The organism is Curtobacterium sp. MCLR17_059, from assembly GCF_003234665.1.
In the GTDB taxonomy this organism is placed as follows: Bacteria; Actinomycetota; Actinomycetes; order Actinomycetales; family Microbacteriaceae; genus Curtobacterium; species Curtobacterium flaccumfaciens.
The window spans coordinates 1-11,630 of the sequence record NZ_QKSU01000022.1 but is presented as its reverse complement, the minus strand read 5'-3'; the positions used below and the strand labels follow the sequence as shown (position 1 = coordinate 11,630).

The following is an 11,630-nucleotide window of genomic DNA, read 5'->3' as shown; positions in this document are numbered from 1 at the left end:
GTATAAGAGACAGACCCCGCCCTACGGCGAGACGGACAGCACGATGAACGCGGCGAAGATCACCAGGTGCACCCCACCCTGCAGCCGCGTGGCACGACCGGGCAGCACGGTGAGCACCGCCGCGACGATCGTCAGCGCGAGCAACACGATCTGCGACGGCCCGAGCCCGAGCAGCAGCGTCCCCGGCATGAACAGCGACGCGACCGCGATCGACGGGATCGTCAGACCGATCGACGCCATCGCGGACCCCATCGCCAGGTTCAGGCTCGTCTGGATCCGGTTCCGTGCGGCGGCCTTCGACGCCGCGATGCCCTCCGGCAGCAGGATGAGCAGCGCGATCACGACACCGACGAACGACGGCGGGAACCCGACCGCGGCGACCCCGGCCTCGATCGCGGGCGACTCCACCTTGGCGAGCCCGACCACGGCGACGAGCGCGACGACGAGCAGCCCGAGCGACACCATCGTGGTGCGTCCCGACGGGCGGGCGGCGTGGGCGTCCTCAGACTCGACGAGGACCCCGCCCGCACGGTTGACCGGCAGGAAGAAGTCGCGGTGCGCCACGGTCTGCGTGACGACGAACAGCCCGTAGAGCACCAGTGACGCGATCGCGACGAACACCAGCTGCGTCCCCGTGAAGGAGGCGTCGTCGGTGCCGGTGGTGAACGTCGGCAGCACCAGGGTCAGCACGGCGAGCGCGGCCACCGTCATGGTCGCGGCGCTCGCGCCCTCCTGGTTGAAGCGCACGGTGTTGTGCCGCAGGGTGCCGATCAGGATCGCGAGGCCGACCAGCCCGTTCATCGTGATCATCACCGCCGAGAACACCGTGTCGCGCGCCAGGGTCTCGGCCTGCGCACCGCCCGAGCTCGACAGCGAGATGATGAGGGCGACCTCGATGATCGTCACGGCGACGGCCAGCACGAGCGAGCCGAAGGGTTCCCCCACGCGGTGCGCGACGACCTCGGCGTGGTGGACGGCTGCGAGCACCGTGACCGCGAGCACGACCGCGACGACGACCACCACGGCGGTGCCGAGCCCGTAGCGGCCGTACGAGAACGCGAGCACGACGGCCGCCAGGATCGGCGTGGCCACGGGCCACACCTTGGGGAACCAGGAGGTCATCGGACCATTGTCTCAACCGCGGGGCGCGTAGACCGCCACCTCGGCTGCGGGGACGTCGATGCGCACCGCGTCGCCGGGGGCGATCCCGAGCGCGGTCAGCCGCGCGAGCGTCAGGTCCGCCACCAGGTCACCGGCCCGCACCCGCACCAGTCCGTCGCGCGGTTCGAGCGACGAGACGGTGCGCGCGGCTCCGGCACCGTCCCGCGTCAGCACGGCGGCCGTCGGGTGGAAGGCGGCCAGGGCGGGCCGGCCGGGAGGCACGGCGTGCGCCCCCGACGCCAGCTCGCCCCCGCCGTCGATCGCGATCCCACCCCCGGTGGCGGTCCCGTGCACCAGCGCGAGTCCGGAGAACGTCGCGGCGAACGCACTCGTCGGACGGCCGAGGACGGCCGCGGGGGTGCCCTGCTCGACCACCCGTCCGCCCTCGAGCACGACGACGCGGTCGGCCAGGGCGACGACCTCGACCGGGTCGTGGGTGACGAGGACCGCGGGCCGGCCGGCGACGGCGGTCCGGAGTGCCGCGCGGACCTCGTCCTGCGCGCCGACGTCGAGCGCCGAGGTCGGTTCGTCGAGCAGCAGCACCGCCGGGTCGGTGGCGAGCGCGCGGGCGATCGCGACGCGTTGCGCCTGTCCACCGGAGAGCGTGTGTGGGTCGCGCGTGGCCAGGTCGGCGACCCCGACGGCGTCGAGCGCGTCACGGGCACGTTCCCGGGACGCGGCGCGACCGGTTCCGGCCGCACGGGGTCCGAAGGCGACGTTCCCGACGACGTCGAGGAACGGGAACAGGTCGGACCGCTGCGCGACGAGCCCGGTCCGGCGACGGTGCGCGGGGACGGTGTGCCGCGGGCTCGAGACGTGCACCCCGTCGAGTTCGATCCGGCCGGCGTTGATCGACAGCAGCCCGGCCAGGGCCTCGAGCACCGTCGACTTGCCCGCACCGTTCGGCCCGATGACGGCCAGGCACTCCCCCGCGCGGACCTCGATCGCGACGTCGACGTCCCGCGACCCGACGACGACGTGCGCCCGGACGCCCACCGCACCCTCGGCCGTCACGCCAGGGCTCCGCGGGTGCGGAACGACGAGGCCCCGATGACGACGACGGCCACCACGACGAGCACGACCGCCAGGGCCACCGCGGTGTCCGGGTCGACCTCGCGCTGCAGGTAGACCTCGAGCGGCAGGGTCCGGGTGACCCCCTGCAGGCTGCCGGCGAAGGTCAGGGTGGCACCGAACTCGCCGAGCGCCCGGGCGAAGCAGAGCACGAGCCCCGAGACGATGCCGGGCAGGACCCGCGGCGTCGTGACGGTCAGGAACGTCCGGGTCGGTCCGGCACCCAGGGTCGCCGCGACCCGTTCGTAGCGGTCGCCCTCGACGCGGAGCGCACCCTCGACCGAGGACACCAGGAACGGCATCGCGACGAAGGTCTGCGCGATGACGACCGCCGTCGTGGTGAAGGCGATGTGCAGGCCGTGGTCGTCGAGGAACGCCCCGACCACCCCGAGCCGACCGAAGGCAGCGAGCAGCGCGAGACCGCCGACCACCGGCGGCAGCACGAGCGGCAGGAGCACGACGGCACGAGCGACGCCGACCCAGCGCGACCGTGACCGCGCGAACAGCACGGCGAGCGGGTACCCGAGGACGAACGCGACGCCGGTGGCCGCGAGCGCCGTGCCGAGGCTGAGCCCGAGCGCGGTCAGTGACGCGGTGGAGGTCACGAGCCCGACGAACGACGACCAGTCCACCCGGCCGAGCATCGCGAGCACCGGCACGACGACGAACAGCCCGCCGAGCACCGCGGGCAGCGGGAGCCACCATGCGACCGGCGGCCGTCCGTCAGCGCGGGGAGCCACGGGTCAGGGCTTCCCGAAGCCCGCGGAGGCGAGCACGCGCTGCCCGGCGGCGGAGCGGACGTACTCCGAGAACGCCCGCGCGAGCTCCGGGTCCTCGGATTCCCGGAGCACGCCGATCGGGTACGTGTTGACGGCCTTGCCCGACTCGTCGAACGGGACGCCGTCGACCTTCCCGCCGGCTCCTCGGACGTCCGTCACGTAGACGAGTCCGGCGTCGGCCTGACCGGACTCGACCTTGCCGAGCACGTCGGTCACGGACTGCTCCTCGCTGACCGGCTCGAGATCGACGCCCGATGCGGACTCGACCTCCGCCGTCGCGGCACCGCACGGCACCGGGGCGGCGCACGTGACGAGCTGGACGCCCGGAGCCGTCAGGTCGTCGAGGTCCGTGATGCCCTTCGGGTTGCCCGGTGCGACGGCGATCTCGAGGACGTTCGTCGCGAAGTCCCGCGGCGAACCGCTCGCCAGGTCGGTCGACGCCAGCTTCGCCATGTTCGCATCGTCGGCGGACGCGAACACGTCGGCGGGGGCACCGTTCTGGATCTGGGTGACGAGGTCGCTCGAGCCGGCGAACGAGAACCGGATCGAGGCGCCGGGGTTCGCGGTCTCGAACTGCTTGCCCAGGGTCGTGAAGGTCTGCTGCAGGGACGCCGCCGCGAACACGGTGATCGAACCGGTCGGCCCCTCGGTGTCGGAGCCCGCCGGAGCCGATGCCCCCGACCCCGCGTCCGGAGCCGTGCACGCAGCGAGTCCGAGGGCGACGGTGGCGGCGAGGGCCAGCGCCGCGAACGGCCGGAGGCGGCTCATCGTTCGTCCTCGTGCCGGGCGGGTGCCTCGACCGCGACCATCGTGGCCTTGACGGACGCCACCGCGACGGACCCGACCTCGAGCCCGAGGTCACGGACGGCCTCGGCACTCATCAGGGACACCACACGGTGCGGGCCGCACTGCAGCTCGACCTGCGCCATCACGGTGTCGACGACCAGGTCGGTGACGATCCCGACGAAGCGGTTGCGCGCCGAGCTCTTCACCGCGGACCCCGGGTCGGTCAGCTCGGAGCTGCGTTCCCGTGCGTAGGCAGCTACCTCGCGACCGTCGACCACGGCTCGCCCCGCGTCGTCCGTGGCACGGGTGAAGGTGCCGCCGTCGACGAGCCGACGAACGGTGTCGTCACTGATCCCGAGGAAGGCCGCAGCGTCCCGTACCCGCAGTTGCGTCATGATCCACCGATCCTATCCGCGGATGCGGCGGCAGGGGCGGTGGGGGTGACCGGGCTGGGTCAGGACCGGTGCTCGATCGCCACGGGCAGCCCCTCGCGACGCCAGGCCTCGAAGCCGCCGTCGAGGACCGTCACGCGCCTCCCGGCCGGTTGCCGCGCCGCCCACGCGTCCGCACGGGGTCCGCGCGCGCAGTAGACGACGACCTCGTCCACACCGGTGTCGTCGGTGACGGCACCGGCGACCACGCCGGCCGCCCGTTCCTCGTCGGTCCGGACGTCGACGACGACCAGCGGGTCCGACGGGTCCGCCACCCTGGCGGCCAGGGCGGACGGCGCGATGCGCGGCGTCGCGGAGGCACCAGCAGGTGCCGGTCGACGCGAGGCGGGTCCGCGACGGACGGGGCTCTCCGTCCAGCGCCACCGGCGGGCGTCGACGGTCAGCACGCGTCCGAGCAGCGGGTCGCCGCTGCCGGTGACCAACGCGAAGACCTGTCCTGCCATCACCGCACCGACCGCACCGCACAGGGCGGGGACCACGCCGTCGAGGGCGCACGAGCCCTCGTCGGGCAGCGCGTCGGGGTGCAGGTCGTGGAAGTCGACGCCGTCCGGCCCGGCGTCGCGGAAGACGCTGACCTGCCCGTCGTGGCCGAGCACGGTGCCCCACACGAACGGCACGCCCGCTGCGGCGCAGGCGTCCGAGACGGCCCGGGTGACCACGACCGAGTCGGCGGCGTCGACCACGACGTCGTGTCCGGCGACCAGGTCCGGCGTGAACGACCCGACCACGGCGACCGCGTCGAGTTCCGGGTCGACGGCGACGGCCCGGGCGACCGCGACCTGCGCCTTCGGCGAGCCGACGTCCGCGGCGGTGAAGAGCGTCTGCCTGGCGAGGTTCGAGGCGTCGACCACGTCGGGGTCGACCACCGTGAGCCGACCGATCCCGGCGAGGTACGCGACCACCGGCGCACCGAGCCCGCCGGCCCCGACGACGAGGATGCGCGATGTGGCCAGGCGTCGCAGCCCGGTGACCCCGACGTCGGCGAGCGCGGCGGTCCGCGATCCGAGCTGCGTCCGCCCCGGGGAGAGCGCGGCGGCGGGGGCGACGAGGGGTTCCATCCCGTCATTCTGGCCCGTCGCACCGAACTCCTGCATGTGAGAGTTCAGCGCCCGGACGCGGCGGATCCCCAGAGCAGATCGGTACGGTCGCGGGCGTGAGTTCCCCGCGCACCGGTACCGTCCCGGTCCGACGCACGACGTCGGACGCGTCGGTGCGCGCGCGCTCGCTGGGGCTCGTCGTGGCGGCTGTCCGAGCCCTCGCACGGACCCCTGAGATCACCGTCGGCGCGCTCGGCGTCGTCGTCGCGGCGGCCTTCAGCTGGGTGCCGTCGGTCTGGTACGACGAGGCCGCGACCATCGCGAGCGCACAGCGCAGCTGGCCGGCGCTCTGGGCCGAACTGCAGAACGTCGACGCCGTCCACGGCCTGTACTACGCCGTGATGCACGTCTGGTTCACGCTCGTCGGGTACTCGCCGTTCACGCTGCGGTTCCCGAGCGCGCTGGCCATCGGGGTCTCCGCCGGCCTCGTCGTCGCCCTCGGCCGTCGTCTCGGCGGGGTGCGGCTCGGCGTCGTCTCCGGGATCGTGTTCCTGGTCCTGCCGCGCGTCGCCTGGGCCGGCACCGAGGGGCGCCCGTACGCCACCGTCACGACGTTCGCCGTCGCGCTGACCCTCGTGGGGATCACCGCGGTCCGGCGCACCCGGACCGGGCACCACGCGACCCGGTGGTGGGTCGTCTACGGCCTGCTCGCCGTGGTGGCCGTGCTGTTCAACGTCTACCTGGCCCTGGCCGTCGTCGCGCACGGGGTCGTGCTCCTCTGGACCGCCGTCGCCGACCGTGCCGCACGTCGCGACGCCGTGCTCTCGCAGCGCAGCGGTCCGGTGGTCGCGCCGATGGTCGACCGCGCCGCGTTCGTGCGCTGGGGCGTCGCCGCCGTCGGGGCCGCGCTCGTGGTGTCGCCGTTCATCGTCCTCGCGGCAGGGCAGGCCAAGCAGGTCGGCTGGATCACCGGCGTCGGGTGGGCCACCGTGCGCCAGGTCGTCGCGACCGCCTGGTTCGGTGCTGTCTGGCCGTACGCGGTGCTCGGGTGGGCGCTGATGATCGTCGGCGTCGTGCTCGCCGTCCGGGCCACCCGACGCCCTGCCCCCGCCGCCCGTGACCTGCTGCGGATGCAGGCCGTGCGCGTCGCCGTCCCCCTGACGATCCTGCCCACCGCACTGCTCGTCGGCGCGACTTCGGCCGGGGAGCACCTGTACTCCCCGAAGTACGCCAGCCTGAGCCTGCCGTTCGTCGCGCTGCTCATCGGCCTGGCGATCACGGCGATCCGACCCCGGCGGTGGCTGGCGCTCGCGGTCGTCGGGATGCTGCTCGTGTCGGCACCGACGAGCACGATCGTCCGGCTGCCCCACGCGAAGCAGGACTCGCACTGGGCGAACGCGGCGGCGATCATCGAGCGCGAGCGGGACCGGCGCACCGACCAGAACGAGGGCGTCGTCTTCGGCAGCGTCTGGGAGCACCCGGGCACCACCGCGCAGGTCATCGCCGACTCCTACCCCGAGGCCTTCACCGGGATGCGCGACCTCGCCGTCGCCGAGACCGGTGCCGAACGCGGGCAGCTCTGGAACGTCAACGGGGACATCGCGACGACGGTGCCCCAGCGGATCTCCGGCATCGACACCGTGTGGTTCGTCGGCGGCAAGTCACGGAACATCCGCCCGCAGGTCACCGACACGCTCGTGGCCGAGGGGTTCCACGTCGTGCGCTACTGGCACACCGGCACGGTCATCCTCTGGAAGTACAGCCGCTGACGGTGGTGGTCCAACCGCTGACGGTGGCGGTCCAACCGCCGTCGGCTTCGCCGGGGCGTCGGGTCAGTGCACCACGCGTGCGCCGTGCACCGGGCCGGTGGCGCGGAGTGCGACGAGCCCGGCGGCGCTGAGCTCGACCTGCAGCTCGAGCGCGGCGTCACGGTCACCGACCAGGAACGCCACGGTCGGTCCGCTGCCGGACACCAGGCCGGCCAGGGCACCGGACTTCTCGCCGAGCTCCAGCGTCGCCGCGAGCCGGGGCTGCAAGCGCATGGCCGGTGCCTGCAGGTCGTTGTGCACACAGTCGGCGAGCAGGTCGGGGTCGCCCGCGCGCAGAGCCTGCAGCACGTTCGCCTCGACCACCGGGTGCGACGGCGCCGGGGAGATGTCGGCGCGGTACCGCTCACGGTGCTCGTCGAGCGCACGGTAGACGGCCGGGGTGCTCAGCCCGTCGTCGCTCAGGGCGAGGACCCAGTGGAACTCGCCCTTGGCCAGCGCCGGGCTCAGCTCGTCACCGCGGCCGGTACCGACGGCGGTGCCGCCGGCGAAGGCGAACGGCACGTCGGCGCCGAGCTGTGCGGCGAGCCGGAGCAGCTCTTCGCGACCGAGCGCGGTGCCCCAGAGCGTGTCGACGGCGAGCAGGGTCGCCGCGGCGTCCGCGGAGCCACCGCCCATGCCGCCGGCGACGGGCACCTGCTTGTCGATGGTCAGCCGCACGCCGCCGCGGTGTCCGGCCGCGTCGGCCACGAGCCGGGCCGCACGGATGGCCAGGTTCGACTCGTCGACCGGCACGGTGCTCGTGTCGATCGGCCCGGTGAAGGTGACCGAGAAGTCGTCGGCGGCCTCGGCGGTGACGTCCTCGTACAGGGACACCGCCTGGTACGCCGTGGCGACGTCGTGGTAGCCGTCGTCCTGCAGCGCCCCGACGGACAGGAACACGTTGATCTTGCCGGGGGCGCGCGTCCGCACGCGGGTCGGTGCGGCCAACGTGGTCATGCGCCCAACCTATCCCGCTGCGGCTGCCGTGAACCCCCGCGCCAGGTCCGCGGTGATGTCGTCGATGTGCTCGAGGCCGATCGACAGGCGGATCAGGCCGTCCCCCACGCCGGCGGCCGCTCGCTCGGCCGAGGTCATCTGCACGTGGGTGGTCGATGCCGGGTGCACGACGAGCGAACGGACGTCACCGAGGTTCGAGACGTGGTCGAACAGCTCGAGCGCCGCCACGAACCGTCGGCCCGCGGCGACCCCACCGGCCAGGTCGAACGACAGCACGGCCGACGGCCCCTTCGGCACGTAGCGCTGCTGCAGGTGGTGCCACGGCGAGTCCGGCAGGCCGGCGTAGTGCACGTGCTCGACCTGGTCGTGTGCGTCGAGCCAGCTCGCCACGGTGGCGGCGTTCGACACGTGCCGGTCCATGCGGAGCGACAGCGTCTGGATGCCCTGCAGCACCAGGAACGCGTTGAACGGTGCGATCGCGGGCCCGAGGTCGGCGGACAGCTTCGAGCGGGTGCGCTGGATGAACGCCCGCCGCCCGAACTTCTCGGCGAAGTTCGTGTTCGCGAACCCGGACTGCTCGGTCGAGGCCAGCTGCGGGTAGGCGTCGGCGTGCGCGGCCCAGTCGAAGTTCCCGCTGTCGACGATGAGCCCGGCGATGGCGCTGCCGTGTCCGGCCAGGTACTTCGTCGCGGAGTGCACGACGATGTCGGCGCCGTGCTCGATCGGGCGCACCAGGTACGGCGTCGCGATGGTGTTGTCGACGATGAGCGGCACACCGGCCTCGTGTGCGACCCCGGCCACCCCGGCGAAGTCCAGGACGTCCCCGCGGGGGTTCGGGATGGACTCGCCGAAGAACGCCTTCGTCTCCGGGCGCACCGCCGCCGCCCACTCGGACAGGTCGGTCGGGTCCTGCACGAACGTGAAGGTGATGCCGAGGTCCCGCAGGGTCGACGCGAACAGCGTGTAGGTCGCGCCGTACAGCGAGGCGCTCGACACCACGTGGTCACCGGCGCGTGCGACACCGAGCACGGCCAGCGACGTCGCCGCCTGCCCGGACGCCAGCGCCAGCGCACCGATCCCGCCCTCGAGGTCGGCGATCCGGCGTTCGAGGGCTGCCGCCGACGGGTTGTTCACCCGCGTGTAGGTGTGGCCGGGAGCGTCGAGCATGAAGCGCGCGGCGGCGTCCTCACCCGACGGGTAGACGTACGCGGCGCTCTGCGCGATCGGCGGCACGTTCGCGCCCCACCCCGGGTCGGCCTTGAAGCCGGCGCGGATCTGGCGGGTCTCGAACGCCCAGCCGTCCTCGGCGTTGGTCGGCGTGGCACGCATCAGGACTGCGCCCCGACCGACTGCCGGACGAGCGGGATGACCTGCTCGCCGAACCGGTCCATCTCCTCGAGCTGCGGCGAGAACTGCAGCAGGAGCGTGTCGAGCCCGGCATCCTCGAACTCCCGGATGCGGTCGGCCACCTGCGACGGCGTGCCCACGAACCCGGGGCGCAGGCCGCGGTTCGACACCGAGTAGTCCTCGAGCGAGGGCACGTGCTCGAGCTGCGACTTCGAGATGAAGTCCTGGTACGACTCGTACGCCTTGCCGTGCTGCACGTCGGTGATCCGGGCGAGCTCGGCCTGCGCCTCCTCCTCGGTCTCGCGCACGATGACGTACGCGGCCATGCCGAACGCCTCGAACGGCGGCAGACCGGCGTCGACGCGGCGCTGCTTCATCTCGTCGATCTTCGCGCGGAGCTCCTCGACCGTGCCGCCGTGCGTGACGTAGGCATCGGCGTACCCGGTGATCGCGGCCTTGCCGGCCTCGCTCTCCCCACCGGCGTAGATGCGCGGCGTCACGCGGGGCTTCGGCTCGAGGTGCGCGTTCTCGATGTCGTAGTACTCGCCCGAGAACGAGTACGGGGTCTCGCGCCACAGGCCCTTCATGACCTCGACGAACTCCGCGGTGCGCTTGTACCGGTCGTCGTGCTCCGAGAAGATCCCGCCGTACTGCTTCGCCTCCTCCGCCCACCAGGCGCTCACGACGTTGAAGGTGAACCGGCCGCACGAGATGTCGTCGATCGTCGCCGCCTGCTTCGCCGTCACCGCGGGCAGGTGGTACCCGGGACGCATCGCCGCCATGATCTCCAGGCGCTCGGTCGTCGCCGCGATCGCCGCCGCGAGCGACCAGGCCTCGAGCGAGGGTGCCGCCGTGCCCTTGATGTCGTTGAGGTTGAGCTCCGGCACGAGCGTCAGGTCGAAGCCGATCCGCTCGGCGCGCTGCGCCAGGCGCTTCACGTAGTCGAAGGTGACCGGCATGTTCTCGTTGTCGACGTTGCGCAGCCAGCCGCCGAAGAGCGGGGTCCAGTATCCGAATCGCACGGGGTGAGTTCCTTGGGGAGGTGGGGTTCGCCCGGAAGGGGCGTCGGAACGGACGGGAGGCCCGTGGCGGGCCCGCCACGGGCCTCCTGTCCGGTGGTTCTTGTGTTCTCAGGCCGTCAGTTGCGCCGCGTACTGCGTCTCCAGCAGCCCACCGAGGTACTTCGCGATGGAGCGCGGGCCGGAGGCCGGCGCGGACTCCTCGACCGCGGGGTTGTAGTTCGTGTTCGTGTTGATGTCGTAGACGACGGTGCGGCCGTCCGTCGTCTCCATGAATTCGACGCCCGCGATGGTGATGCGCTGGTCGGCGAGGAACGTGCGGAGCTGCTGGACCAGCGGGTGCTCGGCGGTGATCTCGGTCCGGACGGCGAACGCCGGGGGCGCGCCGACGGTCTCGGTGCCGGGCACGTCGCAGACGGCACCCGCGATGACCTGCGGCACCTCGCACGCGTCGGCGGGGCAGAGCTCGAAGCTGCCGGCGCTGGTGTCGACGCGGACCGCGTACACGAACTCGCCGCCGACGAACTCGACGCGGGTGATGAAGGGCTCGCGGGCCGTCAGGTACTCCTGCAGCAGGGTGATGCCGTCGACCGGGGCCTCGAACTCGGGGCTGTCGACGTAGGCGTCGAACTCGGCGAGCGAGTCGAACCGCCGCACGCCCAGGCCCTTGCCGCCCTGGTTGTGCTTCGTGATGAAGGGGACGTCCTGCCCGTCGGTGAAGGCGCGGGCGGCGTCCTTGAGGGTCGTCGTGCCGAACACGGCGGTCGTGCGGGGCACGTCGAACCCGGCCTGCTGCAGGAGCCCGTGCTGGGCGACCTTCGACACCTCGAGCTCGAGCACGTGGCTGCCGCCGACGACCTGGCGGCCGGCACGCTCGAGCCAGCCGAGGATCGCCCGGGTGTACTCCTTGCTGTGCTCGTGGCCGCGGGTGTGGGAGCTGGCGGACATGCGGCTCCAGTAGACGCCGGGGGCCGGCTCGGCCGCGAGGTCGATCTGCCCCTCGGTCAGCAGGATCTCCTCGACCGGGACGCCCTCGGCCTCGAAGGCGGCGGCGAGCGGGGGGAACCACTCGGGGTTCTCGTGGATGACGTACACGCGCGGAGTGCTCACGCCCCCACCCTAGGCACGGTATACCGCACGTGCCCAAGTGTGTGACGTGGCGTTGCTTCTCGGGGGGGGCGTGAGCACTCCGCGCGTGTACGTCATCCACGAG

At 72.8% G+C, this 11,630-nt stretch carries 11 protein-coding genes; 1 reads left to right on the top strand and 10 read right to left on the bottom strand.

Annotated elements, in window-relative coordinates:
- Positions 1-21 precede the first annotated feature (21 nt).
- The 6 genes from DEJ12_RS17680 to DEJ12_RS17655 are packed head-to-tail and all read right to left on the bottom strand — an operon-like array spanning position 22 to position 5,307.
- Positions 22-1,122, bottom strand: a complete 1,101-nt coding sequence (locus tag DEJ12_RS17680) for a calcium:proton antiporter (RefSeq protein ID WP_017888287.1) — start codon at positions 1,120-1,122, stop codon at positions 22-24.
- A 12-nt stretch (positions 1,123-1,134) separates the two neighbouring features.
- Positions 1,135-2,175 (bottom strand): ABC transporter ATP-binding protein, encoded by a 1,041-nt coding sequence (locus DEJ12_RS17675; protein WP_258370632.1) that lies wholly within the window; start codon positions 2,173-2,175, stop codon positions 1,135-1,137.
- Positions 2,172-2,972 carry an ABC transporter permease gene (locus DEJ12_RS17670; protein ID WP_071246956.1) on the bottom strand — a complete coding sequence of 267 codons (801 nt, stop codon included), beginning with the start codon at positions 2,970-2,972 and terminating at the stop codon, positions 2,172-2,174. The genes DEJ12_RS17675 and DEJ12_RS17670 overlap by 4 nt, the downstream gene beginning before the upstream one ends.
- A 3-nt stretch (positions 2,973-2,975) precedes the next feature.
- A complete protein-coding gene (modA, locus tag DEJ12_RS17665) occupies positions 2,976-3,779 on the bottom strand; it encodes a molybdate ABC transporter substrate-binding protein (RefSeq protein WP_111031155.1) in 804 nt (267 codons plus the stop codon).
- On the bottom strand, positions 3,776-4,192 hold the full coding sequence (locus tag DEJ12_RS17660; RefSeq protein ID WP_111031154.1) for a molybdopterin-binding protein: 417 nt from the start codon (positions 4,190-4,192) through the stop codon (positions 3,776-3,778). Before DEJ12_RS17660 ends, modA begins: the two co-directional genes overlap by 4 nt.
- Before the next feature lie 59 nt (positions 4,193-4,251).
- Complete coding sequence (locus tag DEJ12_RS17655) at positions 4,252-5,307, bottom strand: ThiF family adenylyltransferase (RefSeq protein WP_181433177.1); 1,056 nt, start codon at positions 5,305-5,307, stop codon at positions 4,252-4,254.
- A gap of 95 nt (positions 5,308-5,402) precedes the next feature.
- Between DEJ12_RS17655 and DEJ12_RS17650 the strand changes: the two genes are divergently transcribed.
- The gene (locus DEJ12_RS17650) at positions 5,403-7,055 is read left to right on the top strand and encodes a glycosyltransferase family 39 protein (protein ID WP_111031152.1); all 1,653 of its coding nucleotides are present in this window, start codon (positions 5,403-5,405) and stop codon (positions 7,053-7,055) included.
- 63 nt (positions 7,056-7,118) lie between these two features.
- On the opposite strand, the gene DEJ12_RS17645 is transcribed toward DEJ12_RS17650, so the two are convergent.
- From DEJ12_RS17645 to DEJ12_RS17630, 4 genes are all read right to left on the bottom strand, one after another.
- Positions 7,119-8,051 carry a 4-(cytidine 5'-diphospho)-2-C-methyl-D-erythritol kinase gene (locus DEJ12_RS17645; RefSeq protein ID WP_027466065.1) on the bottom strand — a complete coding sequence of 311 codons (933 nt, stop codon included), beginning with the start codon at positions 8,049-8,051 and terminating at the stop codon, positions 7,119-7,121.
- A gap of 9 nt (positions 8,052-8,060) precedes the next feature.
- Entirely contained in the window at positions 8,061-9,380 is a 1,320-nt protein-coding gene (locus DEJ12_RS17640) for an O-acetylhomoserine aminocarboxypropyltransferase/cysteine synthase family protein (protein WP_111031151.1), read from the bottom strand.
- Positions 9,380-10,420, bottom strand: coding sequence for an LLM class flavin-dependent oxidoreductase (locus DEJ12_RS17635; RefSeq protein ID WP_111031150.1), 1,041 nt, complete (start codon positions 10,418-10,420; stop codon positions 9,380-9,382). The genes DEJ12_RS17640 and DEJ12_RS17635 overlap by 1 nt, the downstream gene beginning before the upstream one ends.
- 108 nt (positions 10,421-10,528) lie before the next feature.
- On the bottom strand, positions 10,529-11,527 hold the full coding sequence (locus tag DEJ12_RS17630; RefSeq protein ID WP_111031149.1) for a RimK family alpha-L-glutamate ligase: 999 nt from the start codon (positions 11,525-11,527) through the stop codon (positions 10,529-10,531).
- Positions 11,528-11,630 lie beyond the last annotated feature (103 nt).

Excerpts from the sequence above, each read along its gene's own strand:
- DEJ12_RS17680 (WP_017888287.1), bottom strand. The coding sequence starts at position 1,122 with ATGACCTCCTGGTTCCCCAAGGTGTGGCCCGTGGCCACGCCGATCCTG.
- modA (WP_111031155.1), bottom strand. The coding sequence starts at position 3,779 with ATGAGCCGCCTCCGGCCGTTCGCGGCGCTGGCCCTCGCCGCCACCGTC.
- DEJ12_RS17660 (WP_111031154.1), bottom strand. The coding sequence starts at position 4,192 with ATGACGCAACTGCGGGTACGGGACGCTGCGGCCTTCCTCGGGATCAGT.
- DEJ12_RS17655 (WP_181433177.1), bottom strand. The coding sequence starts at position 5,307 with ATGGAACCCCTCGTCGCCCCCGCCGCCGCGCTCTCCCCGGGGCGGACG.
- DEJ12_RS17645 (WP_027466065.1), bottom strand. The coding sequence starts at position 8,051 with ATGACCACGTTGGCCGCACCGACCCGCGTGCGGACGCGCGCCCCCGGC.
- DEJ12_RS17640 (WP_111031151.1), bottom strand. The coding sequence starts at position 9,380 with ATGCGTGCCACGCCGACCAACGCCGAGGACGGCTGGGCGTTCGAGACC.